Origin of the sequence: Plantibacter sp. M259 (assembly GCF_006065115.1) — a bacterium.
Taxonomy (GTDB): Bacteria; Actinomycetota; Actinomycetes; order Actinomycetales; family Microbacteriaceae; genus Plantibacter; species Plantibacter auratus.
The window spans coordinates 4,203,574-4,228,198 of the sequence record NZ_CP040750.1; the positions used below are offsets into that span (position 1 = coordinate 4,203,574).

A 24,625-nucleotide genomic window follows, 5' to 3' on the forward strand; every position below is an offset into this window, starting at 1 on the left:
CATCCAGGATAGGCGCTTCACCACCCGGTAGCATGGCACCCCGTGACCACTCTCCTCCCTGCCGCAGTCCTCTGGGACATGGACGGCACCGTCGTCGACACCGAGCCCTACTGGATGGAGGCCGAGACCGAGCTGGTCGCGGCCCACGGTGGCACCTGGACCCATGAGGACGGCCTCCTGCTCGTCGGGAACGGCCTCTGGGACTCGGCCGCCGTCCTCCAGGGCCGCGGCGTCGCGCTGGACGCGGACACGATCGTCGCCCACCTCACGGACCACGTCCGGCGCCTCATCCAGGAACGCGGCGTCCCGTTCCGTCCCGGCGCCCAGGAGCTGCTCCACGAGCTCCGGGAGGCAGGGGTGCCGACCGCACTCGTCACCATGTCGATCCGGTCCATGGCCGAGGACATCGCGAGCGGCATCCCGTTCGACGCGTTCGACCTCATCGTCGCCGGCGACGAGGTCGAGCAGCCCAAGCCCCACCCGGACCCCTACCTCAGGGCCGCCGAGGCACTCGGCGTCGACCCGCGCGAGTGCATCGCGATCGAGGACTCCGCCACCGGTCTCGCGTCCGCGCTCGCGGCGGGGACCATCGCCGTGTCCGTCCCGCACATCGTGCCGATCCCCGAGGGCCCGCACCACACCACCTGGGACACCCTCGCCGGGCGCTCCGTCGCCGACCTCGCCGAGCTGCGCTCGACCGCGAGCGGCACCACCCACCACCCCGAGACAGAGGCAGCACAGCGATGAGCGCGAACCACCAGCCGGCGAACAGCGGCCCCTTCCGCGAGGGCGACCGCGTCCAGCTGACCGGACCGAAGGGGCGGAAGAACACCATCACGCTGGAGGCCGGCAAGGTCTTCCACACGCACCGCGGGATGATCGAACACACCACGATCATCGGCCTGCCGGACGGCAGCGTCGTCGCCAACACCGAGGGCATCGAGCACCTCGCACTCCGGCCGCTGCTGGTCGACTTCGTGATGTCGATGCCTCGTGGTGCCGCCATCATCTACCCGAAGGACGCGGCCGAGATCATCGGCCAGGCGGACATCTTCCCTGGCGCGACGGTCGTCGAGGCCGGTGTCGGTTCCGGCGCGCTCTCCCTCTGGCTCCTCCGGGCCATCGGACCGTCGGGCAGGTTGGCCTCCTTCGAGCGTCGGGACGAGTTCGCCGACGTCGCCCGCGGCAACGTCGCGACCTTCTTCGGCTACGACCCGCAGAACTGGTCGGTCACGGTCGGCGACCTCCAGGAGACCCTGCCCGACACGATGCCCGCCGAATCCGTCGACCGCGTGGTGCTCGACATGCTCGCACCATGGGAGTGCCTCGACGTCGCGTGGGAGGCGCTGAAGCCCGGCGGCGTGATCCTCTGCTACGTCGCCACCGTCACCCAGCTGTCCCGGGTCGCCGAGGCGATCCGAGGGACGGGCGGCTTCACCAACCCGCAGTCGAACGAGACGATGATGCGCGGGTGGCACGTCGAGGGGCTCGCCGTGCGACCGGACCACCGGATGATCGGACACACGGGCTTCCTCATCACCGCACGGAAGCTCGCGCCCGGTACGGTCCTGCCCGAGCTGAAGCGACGCGCCTCGAAGAGCGACTTCAGCGCCGAGGACGTCGAGCTGTGGACGCCGGGCGCCCTCGGGGAACGCTCCGCGAGCGCGAAGATCCTGCGGAAGCGCGCCAGGAGCGCCGGGGCGAGCGCCGAGCTCTCCCGTGCGCGGGGCCTCGACGGCGGCAGCGCGGGGCCTGACGAGTCGATCGAACCGTCCGCCGCTGAGCCGCCTCTCGGCGACGATCGTTGACCCCGGTCCACGTCGACTAAACTGTGCGACGGCGACCTGCCGTCCCACCCGTACCACCGAAACGAGGATCCGTGCGCACTGCACCAGCTCTCATCGCCGCAGCAGGCCTCCTGCTCGTCTCCCTCACCGGGTGCACCGCGCCGGGCTCGGCCTCCTGCGACACCGCGGCGTCCGCCGGCGACGCGACGAAGCTCATCAGCGTGTCGGGTGACTTCGGCGCCGCCCCGAAGGTGGAGCTCCCGAAGCCGCTGTACACGAAGACGACGGAGCGCCAGGTCGTCATCCAGGGCGACGGTCAGCAGGTCGCCGCCGACGGCACCGTCAACGTCAACCTGATGCTCCTGAACGGGCGCACGGGCGACGTCCTGAACCAGACGGACTTCGACAGCCCGGCGAACGCACTTCTCGCGCTCTCCGGCAACCTGCCCGGTTTCGCGAAGGCGCTCGCCTGCACGACGGTCGGCTCGCGAGTCGTCGCGGCGATCGCACCCGAGGACGCCTTCGGCCCGACGGGCGGGAGCAAAGCAGACGGCATCGAGCCCGACGACACGATCATCCTCATCGCGGACATCCAGGGCGCGGTCCTCCCGAAGGCCGACGGTGCCGAGCGACCGATCCCGTCGGGGTTCCCCTCGGTCGTGACCGCTCCGAGCGGCCAGCCAGGAATCACCATCCCGGCGATGGCGGCACCGACCGAGACGAAGCACACCCTGTCCCGCGTCGGCGACGGTGCGACGGTCAAGGCCGGCGACCAGGTCATCGTCAACTACACCGGCGTGCTGTGGGATCAGAAGAGCGTCTTCGACAGCACCTGGGAGAAGGGTAAGCCCTACCCCTTCACGGCGGGCAGCGGCCAGACGATCAAGGCCTTCGACGAAGCGATCGTCGGCGCGAAGGTCGGTTCGCAGATCATCCTCGTCGTCGCGCCGAAAGACGGATACGGAGACCAGGGTACGACCGGCGTCCCGGCCGGCGCGACGCTCGTGTTCGTCATCGACGTGCTCGGCACCCAGCGCGCGGCGCAGTAACCGACACGCCTCGGAGACGGCCCGTCCCACGCCCGCGTCGCGGGTGGGGGACGGGCCGTCCGTCGGTAGACTGGACCGGTGTCCTCAGCCCGCGAGTCCCCGAAGCCGGTCCCGGTAGAGGAGCGACTCTTCAGCCTCGTGCTCGCGCTCCTCGCCACGCAGACCGGCCTGACGAAGAACGAGATCCTGTCGACCGTGCAGGGGTACCGCCAGCAGTATTCGAGTGGCGGCGGCAACGCCAGCCTCGAGCGACAGTTCGAGCGCGACAAGGACAACATCCGCGAACTCGGCGTCCCGCTCGAGACGATCGAGCAGCCGGGCGAACCCGGCAACAACCAGTCGATGCGCTATCGGATCCCGAAGGGCGCCTACGAGCTTCCCACCGACGTCCGGTTCACCCCGGCGGAGCTGTCACTGCTGTCGCTCGCGGCCACCGTGTGGCGTGAGGGGTCGCTCTCCGGCCAGTCGCAGCGAGCGATGACGAAGTTGCGGTCGCTCGGCATCGAGCCCGACGAACCGATCATCGGATACGCACCGAGACTCCGCACCCGGGAGGCCTCGTTCGAACCGCTCGACGCGGCGCTCGAACGTCGGTCCGTGGTCGCCTTCCCGTACCTGAAGCCCGGCGAGGCGCGGCCACGCGTCCGCACCGTCGCACCGTTGGCGCTCGTCCAGCACGAGGGTCGCTGGCACCTCTACGCGACCGACCGGACGGTGGACGAGCCCCGGACGTTCCTCCTCTCGCGGATCGTCGGTCCGGTCAAGCCGACGGGGGAGTCGTTCCCCGCCGACGACCGCGACCACGCCGCCGACGCGATCGACGGCCTGCGCCGCGTGTCCTCGTCGCAGCGCGCCCTCGTCCGTGTCCGGCCCGGGACCGACGCCGCGGCCCGCCTCGGCAACCGCTACGGCGTCAGCGACACGGAGCGCACGGAACTCACCATCCCGTACCTCGACCACCACATCCTCGCCGACGAGCTCGCCGGGTTCGGCCCGGAGGTCGTCGTCCTCGACCCTCCGGCTCTCGTCGAGGCCGTGGCGTCCAGACTCGAGCTGGTCGTCGCCCGCCACCGCGCGACCGACGACGCACCCCACCCCGAGGAGACCGCCCGTGGCTAAGCGACCGGCGGCGCCCCGCGCCCAGGACAAGCTGATCTTCCTCCTCTCGCTCGTGCCGTACCTCATCGACCGCGAGCGGGTAACGGTCGACGAGGCCGCGCGGCACTTCGGCCTGTCCCCGCGCCAGATCCGCGAAGCGGTCGAGCTCTTGACGGTGTCCGGCGTGCCTGGCGACACCCGGCAGTACCTCGCCGGCGACCTGTTCGACATCGACTGGGGCAGCTTCGAAGAGGACGACGAGATCGTCCTCACCCACCGGGTCGCCCTCGACGACAGTCCTCGCTTCTCAGCCCGCGAGGCCTCCGCCCTCATCGCCGGCTTGCAGTCGCTCCAGCGCCTTCCCGAATTCGTCGACAGCGACGTCATCGGGGGCGTCATGGCGAAGCTCGCCCGTGGGGCGTCGTCGGCTCCGGGCCAGCTCGCGGTCACCGAGTCCTACTCCGCGCACGCGGTCGGCATCATCCGGTCGGCTCTGGCCGCCGGCCACAGCGTCGCGTTCGACTACGTCGACGCGAGTGGGGCCACCGAGGCGAGACTGGTGGACCCACTCCGTCTCGAATCCCAGGACCAGGACTGGTACCTCTACGGGTGGTGCCACCTGCGGGAGGCGACGCGTCGCTTCCGTCTCGATCGGATGACCGAACTGCGCGAGACCGACGCCGAGGTCGTGTTCCGCGAAGCGGACGTCGTCGTCCCGACCGCGTTGTTCGAGCCGAGCGACTCCGACCGCAACGTCACCGTGCTCGTCCGACGCTCGGTCCTCCCGCTCATCGACGACTACGTGGTCGCCGTCGACAGCGCGCCAGGCGGCTCCGCAGCCCGCGAGGACAGCGACGCCGAGGTGACCGCGACCCTGCGCCTCGCGCACCATCACGGCCTCAAACGACTGGTCGCCGCACACCCCGGGCTCATCACCGTGCTCGGCCCGGCGGACGCGCGCGACGCGGTCGCAGATTGGGCGGCCGCCGGTCTCGCGCAGTACCGCACGACATCCGGGAGCTGACTCCCGAGACTCCCGGCGGTCGAACGGGAGATGCAGGGTAGAGTGAGTGGACCTCGACCTCGAAGATCAGGAACGAAGACTATGTTCGGCAACGCATTCACCGGGTGGCACCTCGTCATCATCCTCCTCATCGTCCTGCTGCTGTTCGGAGCACCGAAGCTCCCGGGTCTGGCCCGCAGCGTCGGCCAGTCGATGCGGATCTTCAAGAGCGAGGTCAAGAGCATGCGCGACGACGAGCCCGCCTCGCCCGACGCGACGGGCACGGTTCCGCCCGCGAGTGCGGCACCCGCCGACCCGACTCCGGCCGCGACGGCCCCGCAGAAGCCGACCGACCCGCCGGTCAAGCCGTAACCCTGAGGACCACCCGAGCCCGATGACGCCAGCACCTGGCCCCCGACGAGTGCGCCTCGAACACGCTGCTCAGGAACGGACGATGTCGCCGTGGCCCTGACCGAGAAGCGTCCGAAGAAACAGAACCGCGAAGGGCGCATGTCCCTCGGCGAGCACCTCGTCGAGTTGCGGAAGCGGCTGTTCTACTCCGCCATCGGCATCATCGTCGGCATGGTCGCGGGCTTCATCGCCTCCGAGTGGATCATCGAGGCGATGAGCGCCCCCATCCTCGTCATCGCCGACGATCGCGGGCAGGCGTTCCTGAACTTCACCAACGTCACGAGCGCGTTCGACCTGCGGATGAAGATCGCCCTCACCGCCGGCGTCGTGCTGTCCAGCCCGGTGTGGCTCTACCAGATCTGGGCGTTCCTCGTGCCCGGCCTGACGCGCAAGGAGCTGAAGTACGCGATCGGGTTCTTCGCGACCGCCGTGCCGCTGTTCCTCGCGGGCTGCTACGCGGGCTGGTTCGTGTTGCCGCACATCGTCGAGCTCATGCTCGGCTTCACCCCGACGGCGGCGGCCAACTTCCTCGACGCCACCACCTATTACGACTTCGTCCTGAAGCTGGTGCTCGCGGTCGGTGTCGCCTTCGTCCTGCCGGTGTTCCTCGTCCTGTTGAACTTCGTCGGCGTGCTCTCCGCAGCGGCGATCATCAAGGCGTGGCGGGTCGCGATCCTCGTCATCGTGCTCTTCACGGCCATCGCCACGCCCGCCGCCGACATCGTGTCGATGTTCGTCCTGGCGATCCCGATGGTCCTGTTGTACTTCGCGGCGTACGGCGTCGCCGTCCTCCACGACCGCAGTGCGGCCAAGCGGCAGCGACGCATCGACGCCGAACTCGGTAGCGCGGGGCTCGCATGAGCGACACCGCTTCGCCTGCCGAGCGGTATCGGGCAGCAGCGGTCCGGAACGCGACGCCGAGGCTCCAGGATTTCCGCGCGAGGCAGCGTTTCGACCTCGACGCGTTCCAACTCGAGGCGTGCGAGCGGATCGAGAACGGCAGCAGTGTCCTCGTCGCAGCACCGACGGGTGCCGGCAAGACCATCGTCGCCGAGTTCGCGATCGCCCTCGCCATGCACGGCGACCGCGGCAAGGTCTTCTACACCACGCCGATGAAGGCGCTCAGCAACCAGAAGTTCCAGGAGCTCACCGCCGAGTACGGGTCCGAGCACGTCGGCCTGCTCACGGGCGACACGAACGTGAACGGCAACGCCCGCATCGTCGTCATGACGACCGAGGTCCTCCGCAACATGCTGTACGCGGACTCCGACGCGCTGACCGATCTCGCCTTCGTCATCATGGACGAGGTGCACTACCTGGCGGACCGGTTCCGCGGAGCGGTGTGGGAGGAGGTCATCATCCACCTCCCGCAGGCCGTCCGGATGGTGTCGCTGAGCGCGACCGTGTCGAACGCCGAGGAGTTCGGTGACTGGCTGCAGGCCGTCCGCGGCGACACCGCCGTCATCGTGTCCGAGGAGCGCCCGGTGCCCCTCACCCAGCACGTGCTGATGCGGAACAAACTCATCGACCTGTTCGCCGCGCCGAGCCTCGCCGACACCCACCAGGTCAACCCGGAGCTCGTCCGGATGGCCCAGTTCGGCGGCCGTGCGCCGAACAGTCGTCAGTACAAGGACATCAGCCGCTACAACCAGCGACGAGCCCCGCATCGGGCCGAGAAGCTCGACCGCGGGCATTTCGTCCAGATGCTCGACGACCACCACCTGCTCCCGGCGATCTTCTTCGTCTTCAGCCGCGTCGGGTGCGATCAAGCGGTCAAGCAGGTCCTGCGCTCGGGCATCAGGCTGACCGAGGCGCACGAACGCGACGAGATCCGTCAGATCGTCGACGAGCACTGCCGGACCCTGCTCGACGAGGACCTCGCCGTCCTCGGCTACTGGGAGTGGCTCGACGGTCTGGAGCGGGGCGTCGCAGCTCACCACGCCGGTCTCCTGCCGGCGTTCAAGGAGGTCGTCGAGGAGCTCTTCCGGCGGAAGCTCGTGAAGGTCGTCTTCGCGACCGAGACCCTCGCGCTCGGCATCAACATGCCGGCCAGGACGGTCGTCCTCGAGAAACTCGAGAAGTTCAACGGTGAGGCACGCGTCCCGATCACCCCGGGGGAGTACACCCAGATCACCGGGCGTGCCGGACGCCGTGGCATCGACGTCGAGGGCCACGCCGTGATCCAGTGGACCGAGGGGCTGCACCCGCAGTCCGTCGCCTCGCTGGCCTCCCGACGCACCTACCCGCTCAACTCCAGCTTCCGCCCGACCTACAACATGGCGGTCAACCTGATCGACCAGTTCGGCCGTCAACGCACCCGTCAGATCCTCGAGTCGTCCTTCGCACAGTTCCAGGCGGACCGGGCCGTCGTCGGGATCGCCAGGAAGGTGCGCGAGCAGGAGTCCTCGCTCGCCGGCTACGAGAAGTCCATGTCGTGCCACCTCGGGAACTTCGTCGAGTATGCGGGCATCCGGCGCGAGCTCACGGACCTCGAACGCAAGGGCGAGCCGAACGGCTCGCGCGCGTCGAAGGACCGTCGCCAACGCAAGCTCGCCGAACTCCGCAAGCGCATGCGGGCTCACGCCTGCCACGTCTGCCCGCACCGCGAGGACCACGCTCGCTGGGCGGAACGATGGTTCAAGCTCAAGAAACAGACCGATCAGCTGCGACAGCAGATCCAGACGCGGACGGGCGCGGTCGCTCGCGTGTTCGACCGGGTCGTCGACGTGCTGCTCGAGTACGAGTACCTGGCACGCGACGAGCACGGCGCGGTCGTCGTCGCGGCTCCCGGACGCACACTGAAGCGTATCTACGGAGAACGGGACCTCCTCGTCGCGGAATGCCTGCGTACCGGTGCGTGGAACGACCTCGATGCCGCATCCCTCGCAGCGATGGCCGCCGCGATCGTGTACGAACCGCGGCGTGAGGAGCAGAACACCCCGGAGCGCTTCCTGCCCCGCGGCCCGTTCCGCTCCGCGCTCGAACGGACGCAGGACCTCTGGAGCCGGCTCGACGACAGTGAACGGGAGCACCGTCTCCCGGGGAGCAACCCGATCTCGACCGGCCTCTCCCTCGCGATGCACCAGTGGGCCAAGGGTGCGAACCTCGACACGGTGCTCATCGAGGCGGAACTCGCCGCCGGCGACTTCGTGCGGTGGTGCAAGCAGACCATCGACCTGCTCGATCAGCTCCGCGTCGTCGACGGACCGGTGGGCCGTCATTCGCGTGAGGCGCTTGACTCGATCCGACGCGGCATCGTCGCGTACAGCTCGCTGTGAGGTCCCTGCACCGTCGGAGCGACCGGCTCCGACCGATCGACGCGCTGGTCGACCGTCGTCCGCCGCTCCCGCTCTGGCTCGCGGCTGTCGTGGCCATCGCCGCCGGCCCGGTCCTCGACGCCGGCTTCCCAGACCGCGGGGTCTGGCCCCTGACGTTCGTCGGCATCGCCCTCGTCCTCCTCACCCTCATGGGGCGCAGCGTCGGCGGTGCGCTCCTCGTCGGCTTCCTGGCGGGGGAATCGTTCTACCTGATCCACATCGAGTGGGCCACCGCATACCTCGGTCCCGTCCCGTGGGCGGCACTGTCGACGCTCGAGGCCATGTTCTTCGCGCTCGGAGCCGTGCTCATCACCCTGGCGTACCGCTGGGTGCCGCGCGCCTTCCCCGGGATCGGGGGGCGGGTCTGGTTGACCGCCGCGGTCGTCGCCGCCCTGTGGACCGCGCGCGAGACGCTCGTGAGCACCTGGCCCTACGGCGGATTCCCGTGGGCGAGGATGGCGCTCAGCCAGTCCGAGAGCCCGTTCGCGCCGCTCGTCGCCTGGGTCGGGTTCTCGGGGCTGTCGTTCCTCATGGTGCTGCTCGTGGCACTCGCCCTGCAGCTCGCCGCGACCGCGGAGCTCCCGACGGTCAGCCGGGTCGGTACCGCGGTCCTCGCGGTCATCGCGGTGCTCGTCGTGCCGGCATGGCCGACGGCGACGACCGGGAGCATGCGGGTGGCTGCCATCCAGGGCAACGGCCCCGCCGGCTACTTCGACGCCGCGGCACCCGGCACCGTCATGCAGACCCAGATCGACGAGACGCTGCAGGTGCTCGACGCGGACGTCGACGTCGTGGTCTGGCCCGAGGGCAGCGCAGACCTCGACCCGCAGCGGGTTCCCCAATCGGCGGCAGCCCTCGACGCGTTGAGCCGCCGCATGGACGCACCGTTCGTCGTCGGTGCGATCTCCCAACGCGGCGACCGCTACTACAACTCGTCACTCCTCTGGGACGCCGCGGACGGCGTCCGCGACGTCTACGACAAGAAGCACCCGGTCCCGTTCGGTGAATACGTCCCGGACCGGAAGTTCTGGGAGCCGTTCGCTCCCGACCTCATCGGCCTCATCCAACGCGAGTACACCCCGGGCACGAAGGACAACGTCTCCGACATCGACGGCGTGCTCGCAGGGATCAGCATCTGCTTCGACATCGCCGACGACCGGCTCACCCGAGACGCGGTGGCGGGTGGCGCGCGCATCGTGTTCGCCCAGACCAACAACGCGGACTTCGGGCAGACGGACGAGAATCAACAGCAGCTCGCCATCGCTCGACTCCGGGCGATCGAGTCGGCTCGATCGGTCGTGAACATCTCGACTGTGGGGACCAGTCAGATCATCGGCCCAGACGGCTCGACGATCGACAGCATCCCGGCCTTCCGCCCCGGATCGATGGTCTCCGAGGTGCCGCTCGCGGACACGGTCACGCCGTCGATGGCCTTCGGTCACCAGCTCGAGATGTTCATCGGTGGCATGGGGCTCGCCTCGCTGGTCCTCGCCGGGTTCGCCGCCAGGCCTCGGCGCATCTCGAACCGTCCCCGGATATGACGATCGGCTGATCCGATACCGGATCAGCCGATCGAGGGGAGGCCTGTCAGGGGCTCGGTGTCACGCGCTCTTCTGCTGGCCGCGACGGGCCCGGAGATATGAGAGGCGCTCTTCGAGCAGCTCCTCGAGCTCATCGCGCGAGCGGCGCTCGAGCAGCATGTCCCAGTGGCTGCGGGGCGTCTTCACGTCACCGCGGTCGACGACGACGGGCTTCGAGTCGACGAGGAGGACGGCCTCAGCACCGCAGTGCCGGCACTCCCACAGTTCGGGGACTTCCGCATCGGCGGCGAAGGTCATGGTGGTCTCGCGCTCACAACTCTGACACCGGTAGATGTGGTTGCTCCGCGCCGAGAATATGACGCCCTCTTCCGTTTGTAGACTCTGGGCGCCCAGGCGCATTCCGCGCAAACTGCGATCTGCCATTGTGTGGTCTCCTCTCGCTCGGCATCCACAGTTATAAACCCACAAGCTGGGTAAACTGTTCCGTTCACCCATCTGGCTATCAGCTCATGCCCAGCTGCAGCCACGCCGGATGCGGAGAGCTGAGCCGTCAGCGCGAGCGGACCACGTCGAGCGCGAGATCACAGCGGTCGGTGACGAGGCCGTCGACGCCGAGATCCAGCAGTCGTCGCATGTCGGCGGGGTCGTTGACCGTCCACACGTGCACTTCCACACCGACGGCGTGCATCTGTGCGAGGAGGCGCTTCGTCACGACGGGTACGCCGCGGAACCGTTCGGGCACCTGGAGCGCCTGGACACCGGCGAGCGACCGACGGAGTGCTCCACGGAGCCCGAGGGCGGCTGCGGGGAGGACGCGGAGCAGGATCCGGGCCGACGCCGAGGAAGCCACGGAGTCGGCGCCCGCCTCCCGTCCCACGGCCCGCACGATCGCGGAACGTCTGCCCTCGTCGAAGGAGGTGACGAGCACCCGATCGGCGGCGTCGGCACCGATGATCGCGGCAGCCGCCGGTGCAGCTGCGGCCGCGGCCTTGATGTCGAGGTTGAAGCGTGCTCCGGGGAACTCGGCCAGCGCCTCCGACAACGTCGGGATGCGATCGCCGCCGAGGTCGATCCGCTGGAGTTCCGCGAGTTCGAGGTCGGCGATCGGTCTCGGATCGCCGGTGATGCGGCGCAGGGACGGGTCGTGGAAGAGGACGGCATGTCCGTCGCGCGTGCAGTGCGCGTCGGTCTCGACGTACTCGGCGCCGGCCGTCAGTGCATGGCGGAAGGACGACAGCGTGTTCTCGGGGACCCCCGGCCCGGCCAGCCCTCGATGGGCGAGGACCCGAGGGCGGGCCGGACGGAAGTAGGGGAGGACCGCTGTCGTCACCGCGTGCTCAGCCCTCGGGCTGGACGGGGGGCGTCGGCGCCGGTGGCGTCTGGGGTGACGCGGCCGGCGCGGTGGTGAAGGAGGGCGTCTGCGCAGCTGCGGCCGCCGCCCGTGCCGTGGCCGCAGGGTCGCGGGTGTTGCCCGGCCCGAAGGCGGAGCCGATGCCCTTGAGCGCCTCGGTCAGTTCGCTCGGGATGACCCAGAGCTTGTTCGCCTGGCCTTCCGCGAGCTTCGGAAGCATCTGCAGGTACTGGTAGCCCAGGAGCTTCTCGTCGGGGTCACCGTCGTGGATGGCCTTGAACACCGTCTGGATGGCGGACGCCTCACCCTGAGCACGGAGCACGGCTGCCTGGGCATCACCCTCGGCGCGGAGGATCTCAGCCTGCCGCGCACCCTCGGCCGTCAGGATCGCCGACTGCTTGGTTCCCTCAGCGGTGAGGATGAGGGCTCGACGGTCGCGCTCGGCCCGCATCTGCTTCTCCATGGAATCCTGGATGGAGAGCGGCGGGTCGATCGCCTTGAGCTCGACGCGTCCGACGCGGATACCCCATTTACCGGTCGCCTCGTCGAGCACGATGCGGAGCTTGCTGTTGATCTCGTCGCGGCTCGTCAGCGCCTCCTCGAGGTTCAGCCCACCGACGACGTTTCGGAGCGTCGTCGTGGTCAGCTGTTCGACGGCTCCCAGGTAGTTCGCGATCTCGTACGTCGCGGCTCGGGCGTCGGTCACCTGGAAGTAGACGACCGTGTCGATCGAGACGACGAGGTTGTCCTCGGTGATCACCGGCTGCGGCGGGAAGGAGACGACGGTCTCGCGCAGATCGATGAGCGGCCGCAACCGGTCGATGAAGGGGATGAGCAGGTTCAGACCCGGCAAGAGGGTCTTGTGGTACTTGCCGAGCCGCTCGACCACGCCGGCGCTCGCCTGCGGGATGATGCGGATGGATCGGAACAGCACCACCAGCACGAAGATGACGACGATGGCCGCGATCACCCAGCCGATGATCGCTCCTGATGAGATGTCGTTCACGACTACTCCTTCTGCTCGCCCAGCGGTGCCGGGTGGGTTGGGACGGGGACGACGACGGCGGTGGCACCGTCGACGACGGACAGGACGATGCGCGTGCCGGGCTCGAGGGACGACGCGGGGGAGTCGTGCGGGGTCCTGGCGGTCCAGACCTCGCCGTTGCCGAGCTTCACCTGGCCACCGTGCGGGGTGACCGTCGAGAGCACGAGCCCCGGCATGCCGAGGAGCGCGTCGACGTTGCTCTTCGCCGGGTCCGCGCCGCGTTGCAGCGCTCGGAGCAGCGGCGGCCTGACGGCCAACAGGAGCAGGAGGGCGGCAGCGGCTGCGATGAGCAGCTGGAGCCACCACGGAGCGCCGAGGAGGCCGGAGAGCAGCCCGACGGTGCCGCCGAGGGCGAGCATGAGGAAGGTGAACTCGAGCGACAGGATCTCGATGATGACGAACACGAGGATCAGGACCAACCAGGCGATCCAGGCGTACTCGGTGATGACGTCCATGGTGCGGATTCCTCCCGGATCGGCTCTCGCGTCTGCCGCCTCGCAGTCCGGGGGAGCGCGAGACGGTGCGCCGGTCGGGTTCAACGCTATCAGCTGGGCGGACCACCGAACCGGATCCGTCTGCCGGTTGTTGGTAAGGTCGTTGGCTGGAACCAGCCGCCGATGAGCGGCCCCAGATCTGAAGGAGCCCTCACGTGACGAACCCCCTGGCCGCCGGATCCCTCTCCGGGAAGAACGTCCTCGTGACGGGCTCGTCCCGCGGCATCGGTGCCGACACCATCCGGTACTTCGCCGGTGCCGGCGCCAACGTCGTGATCAACTACCGGAACAAGGAGGCTCGCGCCGTCAAGCTCGCCGACGAGGTGCGAGCCCTCGGTGTGCAGGCCCTGGTGGTCGGGGCCGACCTCACCGACCCCGCCTCGGTCGCCGCGATGTTCGCGACGACGAAGGCCGAACTCGGCGACCTCGACGTCCTGGTACTGAACGCCTCCGGAGGGATGGAGAGCGGCATGGCCGAGGACTACGCCATGCAGCTCAACCGGGACGCGCAGGTGAGCGTCGTCGAACACGCCCTCCCGCTGCTCCGCCCCGGCTCGCGGATCGTGTTCGTCACGAGCCACCAGGCGCACTTCATCCGGACCACGCCGACGATGCCCGAGTACGTGCCGGTCGCGACCTCCAAGCGCGCGGGCGAGGATGCGCTCCGCGCCAAGCAGGACCAGTTCGACGCGGCCGGTGTCGAGTTCGTGGTCGTCTCGGGCGACATGATCGAGGGGACCATCACCGCGACGCTCCTCGAACGCGCAAACCCCGGTGCGATCAGCTCCCGCAAGGAGTCGGCCGGTCGTCTCTACAACGTGGGCGAGTTCGCGGCCGAGGTCGCCTCGGCCGCCGTGGACCCGATCCCCGAGGACCACACCCGCTACGTGGGGGACACGAGCGACTTCATCGCCGAGTAGTCGACGATCCCGACACGACGAACGCCCGGTCCCTCGAGGGGCCGGGCGTTCGTCGTCCTGCCACCCGGGGTCAGCCGGCGAGACCGGCCCGCTTCACCTGCTTGCCGAAGGTGATCGCCTGGATGATCTCGACGACGCCGGCCGCGATGAGGAAGAACGCGGTGACGAGCAGGAGGGTCACGGCGGCGAGCAGCGGGTTCGCGAGGACGAACACGCCGGCGACGACGCTGATGACGCCGTAGAGGATGGTGATCCACCGCGACACGTCCGGTGCCGAGTCGAACAGCGAGGCAACGCCCTCGACGATCCAGGAGACACCGATCACGAAGACGAGTGCGCCGATGCCGAGCAGCGGATCGATGAAGATGTAGACGCCGGCGGCGAGCAGCAGCACACCGAACACGATCGTGAGGACCCGCCAGAGTCCGCCGTGCTCCCGAGCGACGACGCCACGCGTGATGCGGGCGATCCCGGCGATCAGGAAGTAGACGGCGAAGATCCAAGCGACGGCGACCAGTGAGGCCTTCGGCGCGACCAGCAGGAAGACACCCAAGAGGATCGTGAGGATCCCTCCGACGGCGAAGGCCCATCGGACACCGGAGATCTGGCTCGCGGTCAGCTTGGCGGAGTTCAGCGTGTAGGTGGTGGATGGTTCGGACATGGTCGGCTCCTGACGGTGGACAGTGCGGCGCTCCCGAGCAGACCGGGTGCGTTCCACCAGTGTGACGCATTCACACAGGTGTTTCACAGCATGACCTTCCATGTCGCGCGGATCCAGTGTCGATCGAGGCGAGACGCCGGCCGATGACGACGGATACGCTGATCGCCATGACCGAGACGCCGATGCACACCAGGGCCGCCGACAGCCACGACGTCATCCGGGTCAGGGGTGCCCGCGAGCACAATCTGCGCGACGTCGACGTCGACCTCCCCAAGCGCCGCCTCACCGTGTTCACGGGCGTGTCCGGCTCGGGGAAGAGCTCCCTCGTCTTCGGGACGATCGCCGCCGAGTCGCAGCGGATGATCAACGAGACCTACAGCGCGTTCGTCCAGGGCTTCATGCCGTCGCAGGCGCGGCCCGACGTCGACGTGCTCGAGGGACTCACCACGGCGATCATTGTGGACCAGGAGCGGATGGGCGCGAACTCACGTTCGACGGTGGGCACGGCGACCGACGCGAACACCATGCTGCGCATCCTCTTCAGTCGGATCGGAGACCCGTCCATCGGGTCTCCACAGGCCTTCTCCTTCAACGTCGCCTCGATCAGCGGCGCCGGAGCGGTGACCATCGAGCGCGGGGGACAGAGCACGAAGGAGCGGCGGAGCTTCTCGATCACCGGCGGCATGTGCCCGCTGTGCGAGGGCATGGGCACGGTGAACGACATCGACCGTTCCCAGCTCTACGACGCCACGAAGTCGCTCAACCAGGGCGCACTCACGATCCCCGGCTACACACCCGACGGCTGGGGCGTGCGGATCTTCACCGGATCCGGATTCCTCGACGCGGACAAGCCCATCCAGGACTACACGGAGCGGGAGCTCCACGACTTCCTCCACAAGGAGCCGGTGAAGGTCAAGGTCGGCGACATCAACATGACCTACGAGGGCCTGATCCCGAAGGTGCAGAAGTCGTTCCTCTCCAAGGACCGTGAGGCGATGCAGCCGCACATCCGCGCATTCGTCGACCGCGCCGTCACCTTCACCACGTGTCCGGCGTGCGACGGGACCCGGCTGAGTGAGGGCGCGCGGAGTTCGCGCATCGCCGGTCGGAACATCGCCGAACTGTGCGCGATGCAGATCAGCGACCTCGCGACGTGGACCCGGGCGCTCGACGAACCGTCGGTGCGCCCACTCCTGACGGTCCTCCAGGAGACGCTGGACTCCTTCGTCGCCATCGGGCTGGGATACCTGTCACTCGACCGCACGACCGGCACCCTCTCGGGTGGGGAGGCGCAGCGGACGAAGATGATCCGCCATCTGGGGTCGTCGCTCACCGACGTGACCTACGTGTTCGACGAGCCGACCGTCGGACTGCACCCGCATGACATCCAGCGGATGAACGAACTGCTCCTCCGGCTCCGCGACAAGGGGAACACCGTCCTCGTGGTGGAGCACAAGCCGGAGACGATCACGATCGCCGACCACGTCGTCGACCTCGGCCCCGGAGCCGGGACCGGCGGGGGACAGGTGACGTTCCAGGGGAGTGTGGACGACCTCCGAGCGAGCGACACCCTCACCGGACGCCACTTCGACGACCGCGCCGCGCTCAAGTCGGCGCTGCGTCGACCGACCGGTGTCATCGAGATCCGCGGCGCCGACCGGCACAACCTGCAGGGCGTCGACGTCGACGTGCCGCTCGGCGTCCTCGTGGTCGTCACAGGAGTCGCCGGCTCGGGCAAGAGCTCGCTCATCCACGGCTCGATCGCCGGGCGTCCCGGTGTGGTGACGGTCGACCAGAGCCCGATCCGCGGCTCGCGTCGCAGCAACCCGGCGACGTACACGGGTCTGCTCGAGCCCATCCGCAAGGCGTTCGCGAAGGCCAACGGGGTCAAGCCGGCGCTGTTCAGCTCGAACTCGGCGGGAGCCTGCCCGAACTGCAACGGTGCAGGTGTCGTCTTCACCGATCTCGGCGTCATGGCGAGCGTCTCGACCGTCTGCGAGGTGTGCGAGGGCCGCCGGTTCGATGCTTCCGTTCTGGAATATCAGTTGGGGGAGCGGGACATCAGCGAGGTGCTCGCGATGTCGGTGACGGAGGCCGAGGCCTTCTTCACCGACGGGCCGGCCCGGACGCCAGCCGCGCACGTCATCCTGGCGCGACTCGCCGACGTCGGGCTCGGCTATCTCAGCCTCGGACAGCCATTGACGACCCTGTCAGGAGGCGAACGACAGCGACTCAAGCTGGCGACACAGATGGCCGACTCGGGTGAGGTCTACATCCTGGACGAACCGACGACGGGCCTGCACCTCGCCGACGTGGAGAACCTGCTCGGACTCCTGGACCGCTTGGTGGACTCCGGGAAGTCGGTCATCGTCATCGAGCACCATCAGGCGGTCATGGCACATGCGGACTGGATCGTCGACCTCGGACCCGGCGCCGGTCACGACGGCGGACGTCTGGTGTTCACCGGGACGCCCGCAGCGCTCGTCGCCGATCGCTCGACGCTGACCGGAGAACATCTCGCTCGGTACATCGGCTCCTGACGCGCCCCGGTCGTCGTCGCGATCCTCACGTCGGTGATGCAGGCCGACCTGACCCAATCCGACCCCGCTCGCGGCGGGCTTAAAAGAGCTGATAATGCACATTATGTCAACTCAATCGAATCTGCCCTGCCCCGCGGCTCGGGTTCGGAGGTCCTGGCCCAGGATCACCGCATGGACCCGATCGCGGAGGTGCAACTTGGCGAAGATGCGGTTGACGTGCGTCTTGACCGTGGACGGAGACAGGTGGAGTGCGTCTGAGATCTCGCGGTTCGACAGCCCGGCGACGATGCACCCGAACACGTCGAGCTCGCGTGGGCTGAGCGGGTCCAGCGGGTGGGCTGTCTCACCTGCTCCCCCGTGCTCGCGCGACCGTCCACCGGAGGCATAGTGCTCGATGAGTCGCTTCGTGATCCTGGGTTCGACGACGGCTTCGCCGGCATGGATCGTCCGAACAGCCTCCTGCAACCGGTCTGGTGGGGTGCTCTTCAGCAGGAAGGCGCTGGCGCCGGCGTCGAGGCCTCCGAACGCGTACTCGTCGATGTCGAAGGTGGTGAGGATGAGGACGCGTGTGGCCGGGTGGACCGTGCTGATGATCCTGGTCGCTTCGACGCCGCCCATGCCGGGCATCCGCACATCCATGAGGACGACGTCCGGTCGCAGTTCCCGTGCACGCCGAATCGCCTCCTCACCTGTCGCCGCCTCCCCCACGACCTCGATGTCGGGCGCGGAATCCAGGGTCAGCGCGCTGCCCACCCGGACGAGTTCCTGGTCGTCCACCACCAGCACGCTGATGATCGAGGGACTGGTCATGCTCACGTCGCTGCTCCTCGGTCGATGTGCAGCGTCGCGCTCGTCGACCAGCCCCCGCCCGCGCACGGCCCTGCTTCGCTCGTGCCGCCGTACGCCGCGGCTCGAGCGGCGATACCCGGGAGCCCCTGCCCACTCCCCTGGCTCGGAGCTCGAGTTCGGGGCGTGTCGATGCGGCCGTCGTCGGTGACCCGCACCGCGACGGTGCCGGGCGCCACGTCGATGCCGACCTCGACCCGCGTGGGGTCGACGGCGTACCGCAACACGTTGGTGAGCGACTCCTGGACGATCCGGTACACCGTCGTCACCAGCGCGGGCTGCTCCGGTATGGCCCCGCCGGAGCGGGTGAGCGTGACGGGCATGCCGGTGCTGCGGAAGACCTCGACGACCTCCTCCACGTCGGAGACGTTGTGTCCCGACCGATGCAGGCGCTGATCCAGCACCGCATCCCCCGCTCGGAGCACCTGCAGGACGCGGTTCATCTCGCCCAGCGCGCTGCGCCCGACACCACCCAGCTGCGCGAGCGCTCGGGCCGACCGCTCGGGGTGCCGTTCCCAGCCGCTGGACGCCCCGTCCGCGAGGGAGATCATCGTCGACAGCGAGTGGGCGACGACATCGTGCATCTCCGCGGCGATCCGCTGCCGCTCCACCACCCGCGCCGTGGTGAGTCGTTGGTTCACGAGTTGTGTGAGGGCTGCTCGGCGCTGCGTCACACCGCGGGCGGCGACACCTGCGGCAAGAGCGAGCAGCGCCATCGGTTCCAGCAACGACGGGGCCTGGGTCGAGCCTGTCATGAGCAGACGGACGAGCAGTCCCGATGCGGGGAGCCCCACGAGGACCGCATAGCCCGACAGGGCGGTTCTGGTGGGCAGCATGGCGGCTACCGAATACAGCGCGACGGCGGCGGGCAGCGTCAACGGTGCGACGGGGGCGGGCAGGAGCACACCCGCTGTGTTCGCGAGCGCGGCGGCGACGAGGATCGCCCGCGGATACCGACGCCGCCACAACAGGAGCACGCTCGAGAGGATCACCAACGGCAACCCCGGCCAGAGCGGTTGCGCACCCGGCAGGACCAGCCCGAGCGCCTGGACCAGGAGACAGGTCACAGCGACCAGTGCGTCGACCACACGCTGGTGGGTACTGAACCAGCGCAGCACGCGTGTGCCGAGGACACGGTCGACCTCCGCGGCGTCCACGACCGGCTGGATTGCACTCATACCCTTGCCACCTCCACGCTGAGCTCGGCTCTCATTCTCCCTCGCGCCCCTCGTGAGCACCGTTCAGGCGTCGCGGCGCAGGAACGTGATCGCTGCGACGACGAACGACGACAGCGTCCAGATCAGCAGAACGGCATACCCGGTCCACGGTCCCATCGGGTCCGTACCGGTCGGGGCGAGGAGCAGGGAGCCGGCCTGGATCGGGAAGAAGCGGGTGATCTCGGTGCCGTATTCGGAGAACATCTGCGGGATCACCGGCACGATGAGGAGGAGCACGATCGTCGCGAGCACCGCGGCGACGACGTTGCGGATGATGGTGCCGAGTGCGATTCCGAGGATGCTGAGGGCCGCCAGGTAGAGCCCGGATCCGAGCACCAACCGCGCCAGGTCGGGTGTCTCCAGCACATAGCCGTATCCGCCCCCGGCCAGGATGACGGGCGCGAGGGCGAACCCGACGGCTGAGCTGACGACACCGATGAGGAACGAGACACCCGCGATGATCGAGGCCTTCGCGACGAGCACCGCCGTCCGACGCGGAACCGCGAGCAGTGTCGTGCCGATCTGAGCGGACCGGTACTCGTTCGTGATCATCAGGACGGCGAGCACCGCGAGGACGATGCCGACGTAGCCGGTCTTGTCGACGATCATCTCGGGGTAGGCGTCGTAGTTCGCCTTCGGTGACCCGCGGTCGCGGAAGACGTACGCCCAGGGCATCGCGATCCCGTTCGCGGTCAGCAGCAGGAACGCGAATCCTGCGAGGACGTGGTTCGAGGCGAGTCCTCGGAACTTGATCCATTCGGAGACGATGGTGCCGCCGAGGCTGACATCGCTTGCGGAGAAGCGCCGCACGGCGGGTGCTGCGGCCATGCCGGTGGTGGTGCTCATGAGGATGGTCCTTTCGAGGGGGACGGGACGTCAGGCGGAGACGAATTCCTGCGCGTCGCGGGTGAGTCGGTTGTAGGCCTCTTCGAGGGTCTGGCGCAGAGGCGTCAGCTCGGTGATCAGCACACCCGCCTCGTGCGCGGTACGGGCGATCTGCTCCGCGGAGAGGCCCTCCACGTCCAGCACGCCCGGCTCGGTCGACGCGACGGTCGCCCCCGCTGAGGTGATCCGGCGAGTGAGTGCAGGCGCATCGAGGGTGCGAACACGGACACGACCGTCTCCCTGCTCGGTGAGCGAACCGATGGGAGCGTCCGCGATGATCTCCCCGCGACCGATGATGATCACGTGGTCCGCGATGAGCGCGAGCTCGTTCAGGAGGTGCGAGGACAGGAACACCGTCCGCCCCTCGGCCGCCAGCCGGGCCAGGAGCTCCCGGACCCAGGTCACGCCCTCGGGGTCCAGGCCGTTGACCGGCTCGTCGAGGATGAGCGTGCCCGGATCGCCCAGCAGTGCCGCGGCGATCCCCAAGCGCTGACCCATCCCGAGGGAGAACCCGCCGACCTTCTTCCTGGCGACCGCGCTGAGACCCGTCGCCTCGAGCACCTCGTCGACGCGCGAGCGCGGGATACGGTGCGTCGCCGCGATCGAGGTGAGGTGGTTCAGCGCCGACCGCGAGCGGTGCGCCGCCCTCGCGTCCAGCAGAGCACCGACCTCGAGCAGCGGCGCGGCGAACGCCCGGTACTCAGAGCCGTCGATACGTGCACGACCAGCGGTGGGACGGTCGAGCCCGACGATCGAACGCATCGTCGTGGACTTACCGGCGCCGTTCGGTCCCAGAAACCCGGTGACCTTGCCCGATTGGACACTGAAACTCACATCGCGCACCGCGTATGTGCCTCGGTAGGTCTTGGTCAGCCCCTCCACGTCGATCGTCATGGTGTCTTCCTCCTGCTCGTAGCGGTTGCCTCGTGCCATCGACGGTACGGACGCGTGTGCGTCGGCGACTGCCAACCAGGGGTTGATCATCATCGTCGGACTCAGCGGCGGCTTGACCGTCGAGCGTCCGACCGCGAGGCGAACACCGCCTTGCGCTCCGAGCTGCGCGCCATGATTGCTCAGCCGGGAAGTCGGCTCTGACCTGGACCGAATTGCTAGAGTGTGTGCTCTAGAGTGAATGCTCTAGGAATACGGGAGCTGCCATGCCGAGAATCGTCGACCCACAGCGGTTCACCGCGCGCCAGACCGCGATCCTCGCTGCGGCCTACCGCTGTTTCGCCACCGAAGGGTATGAGACCACCTCGACGGCGGACATCTGCCGAGCGGCGGACATCTCCTCGGGGACCCTGTTCCACTACTTCCCGACCAAACTTGACATCCTGGTCACGCTGCTGCGAGTGAGCGCCGCTTGGACCGAGGAGCAACTGCACCTCGCCACGCGCGCCGGGCCTGGGCGCCCCGCGTTGACCACCTATCTCGGCGCCCTCGACCGCCAACGGGCCGCCGACCAAACGGTCGGTTTCGCTCGCGCGGTCCAGGGCATGGCCCATCTCCACGCCGTGGCGGCCGTCCTCGACGTCGAGCGGGACATGGTCGACCGCTTCCTCCTCGACCACATCACCGAGGCGGTTCGTACCAGCGCAGCCCGCTCCGACGCCACGCCGGAGCAGCTTCTCCGATGGGTACGCTGGCTCGTCGACGGCAGCGCACTGCACGAGACGTCGGCATCGAGCACAACGGGTGTCAGCGTCGCCGTCCGGTCGTTGCTCCTCCTCGGATGACGGCGCAGGCCACCGGGGTCGTCAGGCCGACGGAGCAGGTCGATCGGGGTCCTGGTCCCAGAGCGGCATCCCGAACTCGTTGACCGGGACGGCGGACTGCGCCGGGTCCGGAAGCCGCTCCCCCGTCGGGCAGGTCATGAAGTGATCGTGCCCGGAGGAACGGTCGAAGGTGTGCTCGGCGAGCGGATGGCCACAGACCGTGCACTGGCGGTCTTCGGTGTCCGACGTCTTCGTCTGCTCGTTCATGCGGGTCATGCTACGCCGACCGTCGGGGTCGACCACCCCGTTGCGCCCGGGACGCCGACCTGCTTTCGCCCCGAGCGCGACCCGTCAGACCTCTCCGAAGCCGGATTCGATGAGCGACGCCAGTGCCCCGGTGGCATCCTCCGCGTCCGGGCCGTCCGCCTGCAGCTCCACGACCGCCCCCTTGACGAGGCCCAGTGACATGATCCCGAGCAGGCTCTTGGCGTCCTTCCCGTTCACGACCACCTTGGCCGCGAACGTGCTCGCCAGCTTCACGAACTCCGCAGCGGGTCGAGCGTGGAGCCCGTCCTTGTTCCGCAGAGTCACGGAGGCTACGGCGTGGGACGCTGTCGGCTCGTCGGACCCACCCGCCCGAGTCGCCTCGTCGGCGCCGTGCTGGGCATGGTCACCGCCGGCTGCAGACCGCGCGGCGGCCACGACCTCGTCGAGCGACGCGCCGGTCTGCGCGGCCACGGCTGCGGCGACCCCGCCTTCGACGAGCGGGGCGTCGACGATGCGTACCCGGCCTCGGACGTCGTCGTCGAGGAAGTCGAGTGCCGTCTCAGCGGTCAGGATCGCCGATCCCAGATCACACAGCACCACCACCCCGGCCCCGGAGTCCACGGCGGCGATCCCGGCGGAGACCAGCTCGAAGCTCGTGCCGATCCCTCCCTCATCGGTACCACCGGCTGCGGCGAGGGCCGCGTCGGGCGCCATCTGGCGCGCCAGGGCGATGAGCCCCTCCGCGATCAGCGCGCTGTGCGAGACGAAGACGAGGCCGACGGCTCCCCCACTCATGCAGCACCCTCCCCAGCGGCGGCAGCCGCCGCTTGCAGGAGATAGGAGGTGGACTGCGCCCCGGGGTCGCGGTGCCCGATGGCCCGTTCACCGAGGTAGCTGGCACGCCCCTTGCGGGCGACGAGCGGTTCGGTCGAGGCGGCGCCACCCCAGGCGGCCTCTGCGGCTGCGGCCAGTACCCGTGCCGGCGACTCCCCCGCTGCCGCCGCCGCGGATGCAGCGTCCACGGCGGGTGTCCACGCGTCGACCATGGTCTTGTCGCCGACCTCGGCCTTACCACGGAGCACGATCCCGTCGCGTGCCGCCGTCAGCAGGGCGACGACGGCATCGGCGTCGAGGTCCTCCTGGCCGGCCACGGCGATCGACGCCTTGAGCAGCGCGGTGCCGTACAACGGGCCGCTCGCGCCTCCGACGGTCGAGATGAGCGTCGTCGCGGCGAGCTTGAGGATGTCGGCGGGCGTCGCATCAGCAGACTGCTCGTCGAGCTTCGGCAGGATCGCGGAGAACCCGCGGTCGAGGTTCTCGCCATGGTCGCCGTCCCCGATGTCGCGGTCGAGCGTGATCAGCTCCACCCGATGCTCTGCGACGACCGCCGCACTCCCCCGCATCCAGGCGATCGCCCAGGCTCCGTCCAATCCCATCCGTCTACCGTCCCCACCGGAGCGCCGCGGTCTGCACCGGGGCGTCCCACAATTCGATCAGTTCGTCGTCGAGTTTCAGGAGGGTGATCGACACACCCTGCATCTCGAGGCTGGTCGTGTAGTTCCCCACGAGCGACCGTGCAACCTCGATCCCGCGCTCCGCGAGCGCCTCGGCCACGCGGCGGAAGACGATGAAGAGCTCGACCTGCGGCGTCCCGCCCATCCCGTTCACCAGGACGAGGGCCCGCTCGCCCGGGGCGTACGGCAGGTCCTCGAGGATGGCGTCGAGCAGCCGGTCGACGATCCGGTCGGCGGGCTCCAGCGGGATGCGTTCACGGCCGGGCTCACCGTGGATCCCGATGCCGATCTCGATCTCGTCGTCGGCCAGGGTGAAACTCGGCTCGCCCGCGTGCGGGACGACGCACGGCGTGAGCGCCACCCCCATCGTGCGGGTGCGCTCGTTGACCTTCGCTGCGAGGTCGGCGACCTCGTCGAGTCCTCCCCCGGCCTCGGCACGTGCGCCGGCGAGCTTCTCCACGAGGACGGTGCCGGCGACACCCCGCCGCCCCGCCGTGTACAGCGAGTCCTTCACCGCGACGTCGTCGTCGACGATGACCGAGCGCACCTCGATGCCCTCGGCCAGCGCGAGGTCGGCCGCGGTCTCGAAGTTGAGGACGTCGCCCGTGTAGTTCTTGACGATGTGCAGGACGCCGGCACCACCGTCCACCGCCTTCGTGGCGGCGAGGATGGGGTCCGGAGTGGGCGAGGTGAACACCGGGCCGGGTACGGCGGCGTCGAGCATCCCGAATCCGACGAACCCGCCGTGGAGGGGCTCGTGCCCGCTGCCGCCGCCGCTCACGATCCCCACCTTCCCGGCGACCGGGGCATCGGCTCGGGCGATGAACACCGGGTCGAGCGACACGGTGACGAGGTCGGGGTGCGCGGCGCCGAATCCGGCCACCGCCTCGACGACGACGTCCTTGGGATCATTGATGAGCTTCTTCATTGAATCCTCCTGCAAGATCGGTTCGGGTCCGCCGAC

The 24,625-nt window shown here is 68.9% G+C and carries 25 protein-coding genes; 12 read left to right on the top strand and 13 right to left on the bottom strand.

The genetic code is table 11. The features are described 5' to 3' along the window. The first annotated feature begins 42 nt into the window (after nucleotides 1-42). From FGL15_RS19640 to lnt, 9 genes are all read left to right on the top strand, one after another. Complete coding sequence (locus FGL15_RS19640) at nucleotides 43-747, top strand: HAD family phosphatase (RefSeq protein WP_240043848.1); 705 nt, start codon at nucleotides 43-45, stop codon at nucleotides 745-747. Beyond that, entirely contained in the window at nucleotides 744-1,808 is a 1,065-nt protein-coding gene (locus tag FGL15_RS19645; protein ID WP_138947107.1) for a tRNA (adenine-N1)-methyltransferase, read from the top strand. The genes FGL15_RS19640 and FGL15_RS19645 overlap by 4 nt, the downstream gene beginning before the upstream one ends. 71 nt (nucleotides 1,809-1,879) lie before the next feature. Then, the gene (locus tag FGL15_RS19650) at nucleotides 1,880-2,836 is read left to right on the top strand and encodes an FKBP-type peptidyl-prolyl cis-trans isomerase (protein ID WP_138947108.1); all 957 of its coding nucleotides are present in this window, start codon (nucleotides 1,880-1,882) and stop codon (nucleotides 2,834-2,836) included. 78 nt (nucleotides 2,837-2,914) lie between these two features. Then, nucleotides 2,915-3,955 (top strand): YafY family protein, encoded by a 1,041-nt coding sequence (locus FGL15_RS19655; RefSeq protein WP_079705985.1) that lies wholly within the window; start codon nucleotides 2,915-2,917, stop codon nucleotides 3,953-3,955. After that, nucleotides 3,948-4,958 (top strand): YafY family protein, encoded by a 1,011-nt coding sequence (locus FGL15_RS19660; RefSeq protein ID WP_138947109.1) that lies wholly within the window; start codon nucleotides 3,948-3,950, stop codon nucleotides 4,956-4,958. Before FGL15_RS19655 ends, FGL15_RS19660 begins: the two co-directional genes overlap by 8 nt. 81 nt (nucleotides 4,959-5,039) lie before the next feature. Further along, entirely contained in the window at nucleotides 5,040-5,309 is a 270-nt protein-coding gene (gene tatA / locus FGL15_RS19665) for a Sec-independent protein translocase subunit TatA (RefSeq protein ID WP_085510936.1), read from the top strand. Nucleotides 5,310-5,447: 138 nt separating this feature from the next. After that, the gene (gene tatC / locus FGL15_RS19670) at nucleotides 5,448-6,209 is read left to right on the top strand and encodes a twin-arginine translocase subunit TatC (RefSeq protein WP_071260381.1); all 762 of its coding nucleotides are present in this window, start codon (nucleotides 5,448-5,450) and stop codon (nucleotides 6,207-6,209) included. Continuing rightward, entirely contained in the window at nucleotides 6,206-8,626 is a 2,421-nt protein-coding gene (locus tag FGL15_RS19675; RefSeq protein ID WP_138947110.1) for an RNA helicase, read from the top strand. Before tatC ends, FGL15_RS19675 begins: the two co-directional genes overlap by 4 nt. Next, entirely contained in the window at nucleotides 8,623-10,206 is a 1,584-nt protein-coding gene (gene lnt / locus FGL15_RS19680) for an apolipoprotein N-acyltransferase (RefSeq protein ID WP_240773650.1), read from the top strand. Before FGL15_RS19675 ends, lnt begins: the two co-directional genes overlap by 4 nt. 60 nt (nucleotides 10,207-10,266) lie before the next feature. Here the strand turns inward: lnt and FGL15_RS19685 are convergent, their stop codons facing one another. The 4 genes from FGL15_RS19685 to FGL15_RS19700 form a co-directional block, all read right to left on the bottom strand. Next, nucleotides 10,267-10,629, bottom strand: coding sequence for an RNA polymerase-binding protein RbpA (locus FGL15_RS19685; protein ID WP_064296965.1), 363 nt, complete (start codon nucleotides 10,627-10,629; stop codon nucleotides 10,267-10,269). Nucleotides 10,630-10,756: 127 nt separating this feature from the next. Then, nucleotides 10,757-11,536, bottom strand: coding sequence for a glycerophosphodiester phosphodiesterase family protein (locus FGL15_RS19690; protein ID WP_138947111.1), 780 nt, complete (start codon nucleotides 11,534-11,536; stop codon nucleotides 10,757-10,759). A gap of 7 nt (nucleotides 11,537-11,543) precedes the next feature. Next, nucleotides 11,544-12,563: an SPFH domain-containing protein gene (locus FGL15_RS19695; RefSeq protein WP_138947112.1), complete on the bottom strand. Its 1,020-nt coding sequence runs from the start codon at nucleotides 12,561-12,563 to the stop codon at nucleotides 11,544-11,546. 2 nt (nucleotides 12,564-12,565) lie between these two features. Next, entirely contained in the window at nucleotides 12,566-13,057 is a 492-nt protein-coding gene (locus FGL15_RS19700) for an NfeD family protein (protein ID WP_064296968.1), read from the bottom strand. 194 nt (nucleotides 13,058-13,251) lie between these two features. Between FGL15_RS19700 and FGL15_RS19705 the strand changes: the two genes are divergently transcribed. Further along, nucleotides 13,252-14,016, top strand: a complete 765-nt coding sequence (locus FGL15_RS19705) for an SDR family oxidoreductase (protein ID WP_138947113.1) — start codon at nucleotides 13,252-13,254, stop codon at nucleotides 14,014-14,016. 70 nt (nucleotides 14,017-14,086) lie between these two features. Here the strand turns inward: FGL15_RS19705 and FGL15_RS19710 are convergent, their stop codons facing one another. Continuing rightward, on the bottom strand, nucleotides 14,087-14,677 hold the full coding sequence (locus FGL15_RS19710; RefSeq protein WP_168223446.1) for an HdeD family acid-resistance protein: 591 nt from the start codon (nucleotides 14,675-14,677) through the stop codon (nucleotides 14,087-14,089). Nucleotides 14,678-14,844: 167 nt separating this feature from the next. On the opposite strand from FGL15_RS19710, the gene FGL15_RS19715 reads away from it, so the two are divergent. Continuing rightward, the gene (locus FGL15_RS19715; protein ID WP_205858659.1) at nucleotides 14,845-17,217 is read left to right on the top strand and encodes an excinuclease ABC subunit UvrA; all 2,373 of its coding nucleotides are present in this window, start codon (nucleotides 14,845-14,847) and stop codon (nucleotides 17,215-17,217) included. A gap of 111 nt (nucleotides 17,218-17,328) precedes the next feature. Here FGL15_RS19715 and FGL15_RS19720 read toward each other — a convergent pair whose 3' ends face one another. The 4 genes from FGL15_RS19720 to FGL15_RS19735 all read right to left on the bottom strand — a co-directional run bounded on the left by FGL15_RS19720 (nucleotide 17,329) and on the right by FGL15_RS19735 (nucleotide 21,059). Then, a complete protein-coding gene (locus tag FGL15_RS19720; RefSeq protein WP_138947398.1) occupies nucleotides 17,329-18,027 on the bottom strand; it encodes a response regulator transcription factor in 699 nt (232 codons plus the stop codon). Nucleotides 18,028-18,029: 2 nt separating this feature from the next. Continuing rightward, nucleotides 18,030-19,241 (bottom strand): sensor histidine kinase, encoded by a 1,212-nt coding sequence (locus FGL15_RS19725; RefSeq protein WP_138947115.1) that lies wholly within the window; start codon nucleotides 19,239-19,241, stop codon nucleotides 18,030-18,032. 63 nt (nucleotides 19,242-19,304) lie between these two features. Next, nucleotides 19,305-20,126, bottom strand: coding sequence for an ABC transporter permease subunit (locus tag FGL15_RS19730; RefSeq protein ID WP_138947116.1), 822 nt, complete (start codon nucleotides 20,124-20,126; stop codon nucleotides 19,305-19,307). A gap of 30 nt (nucleotides 20,127-20,156) precedes the next feature. Beyond that, entirely contained in the window at nucleotides 20,157-21,059 is a 903-nt protein-coding gene (locus FGL15_RS19735) for an ABC transporter ATP-binding protein (protein WP_138947117.1), read from the bottom strand. Between the two features lie 263 nt (nucleotides 21,060-21,322). Between FGL15_RS19735 and FGL15_RS19740 the strand changes: the two genes are divergently transcribed. After that, nucleotides 21,323-21,901, top strand: a complete 579-nt coding sequence (locus tag FGL15_RS19740; RefSeq protein WP_138947118.1) for a TetR/AcrR family transcriptional regulator — start codon at nucleotides 21,323-21,325, stop codon at nucleotides 21,899-21,901. Nucleotides 21,902-21,922: 21 nt separating this feature from the next. Here FGL15_RS19740 and FGL15_RS19745 read toward each other — a convergent pair whose 3' ends face one another. The 4 genes from FGL15_RS19745 to dhaK form a co-directional block, all read right to left on the bottom strand. Beyond that, nucleotides 21,923-22,147, bottom strand: coding sequence for a hypothetical protein (locus tag FGL15_RS19745; RefSeq protein ID WP_133059937.1), 225 nt, complete (start codon nucleotides 22,145-22,147; stop codon nucleotides 21,923-21,925). Between the two features lie 84 nt (nucleotides 22,148-22,231). Beyond that, nucleotides 22,232-22,942: a dihydroxyacetone kinase phosphoryl donor subunit DhaM gene (gene dhaM, locus FGL15_RS19750; protein ID WP_138947119.1), complete on the bottom strand. Its 711-nt coding sequence runs from the start codon at nucleotides 22,940-22,942 to the stop codon at nucleotides 22,232-22,234. After that, nucleotides 22,939-23,583 carry a dihydroxyacetone kinase subunit DhaL gene (dhaL, locus tag FGL15_RS19755; RefSeq protein WP_138947120.1) on the bottom strand — a complete coding sequence of 215 codons (645 nt, stop codon included), beginning with the start codon at nucleotides 23,581-23,583 and terminating at the stop codon, nucleotides 22,939-22,941. The genes dhaM and dhaL overlap by 4 nt, the downstream gene beginning before the upstream one ends. Nucleotides 23,584-23,587: 4 nt before the next feature. Further along, nucleotides 23,588-24,589 (bottom strand): dihydroxyacetone kinase subunit DhaK, encoded by a 1,002-nt coding sequence (gene dhaK, locus FGL15_RS19760; RefSeq protein WP_138947121.1) that lies wholly within the window; start codon nucleotides 24,587-24,589, stop codon nucleotides 23,588-23,590. Between the last annotated feature and the right edge of the window lie 36 nt (nucleotides 24,590-24,625).

Bases quoted from the DNA above. Each gene is read 5' to 3' on its own strand.
- FGL15_RS19645 (WP_138947107.1), top strand. From the start codon at position 744: ATGAGCGCGAACCACCAGCCGGCGAACAGCGGCCCCTTCCGCGAGGGC.
- tatA (WP_085510936.1), top strand. From the start codon at position 5,040: ATGTTCGGCAACGCATTCACCGGGTGGCACCTCGTCATCATCCTCCTC.
- tatC (WP_071260381.1), top strand. From the start codon at position 5,448: ATGTCCCTCGGCGAGCACCTCGTCGAGTTGCGGAAGCGGCTGTTCTAC.
- FGL15_RS19675 (WP_138947110.1), top strand. From the start codon at position 6,206: ATGAGCGACACCGCTTCGCCTGCCGAGCGGTATCGGGCAGCAGCGGTC.
- FGL15_RS19685 (WP_064296965.1), bottom strand. From the start codon at position 10,629: ATGGCAGATCGCAGTTTGCGCGGAATGCGCCTGGGCGCCCAGAGTCTA.
- FGL15_RS19700 (WP_064296968.1), bottom strand. From the start codon at position 13,057: ATGGACGTCATCACCGAGTACGCCTGGATCGCCTGGTTGGTCCTGATC.
- FGL15_RS19710 (WP_168223446.1), bottom strand. From the start codon at position 14,677: ATGTCCGAACCATCCACCACCTACACGCTGAACTCCGCCAAGCTGACC.
- FGL15_RS19715 (WP_205858659.1), top strand. From the start codon at position 14,845: ATGACCGAGACGCCGATGCACACCAGGGCCGCCGACAGCCACGACGTC.
- FGL15_RS19720 (WP_138947398.1), bottom strand. From the start codon at position 18,027: ATGACCAGTCCCTCGATCATCAGCGTGCTGGTGGTGGACGACCAGGAA.
- FGL15_RS19725 (WP_138947115.1), bottom strand. From the start codon at position 19,241: ATGAGTGCAATCCAGCCGGTCGTGGACGCCGCGGAGGTCGACCGTGTC.
- FGL15_RS19730 (WP_138947116.1), bottom strand. From the start codon at position 20,126: ATGAGCACCACCACCGGCATGGCCGCAGCACCCGCCGTGCGGCGCTTC.
- FGL15_RS19735 (WP_138947117.1), bottom strand. From the start codon at position 21,059: ATGACGATCGACGTGGAGGGGCTGACCAAGACCTACCGAGGCACATAC.
- FGL15_RS19740 (WP_138947118.1), top strand. From the start codon at position 21,323: ATGCCGAGAATCGTCGACCCACAGCGGTTCACCGCGCGCCAGACCGCG.
- FGL15_RS19745 (WP_133059937.1), bottom strand. From the start codon at position 22,147: ATGAACGAGCAGACGAAGACGTCGGACACCGAAGACCGCCAGTGCACG.
- dhaM (WP_138947119.1), bottom strand. From the start codon at position 22,942: ATGAGTGGGGGAGCCGTCGGCCTCGTCTTCGTCTCGCACAGCGCGCTG.
- dhaL (WP_138947120.1), bottom strand. From the start codon at position 23,583: ATGGGATTGGACGGAGCCTGGGCGATCGCCTGGATGCGGGGGAGTGCG.
- dhaK (WP_138947121.1), bottom strand. From the start codon at position 24,589: ATGAAGAAGCTCATCAATGATCCCAAGGACGTCGTCGTCGAGGCGGTG.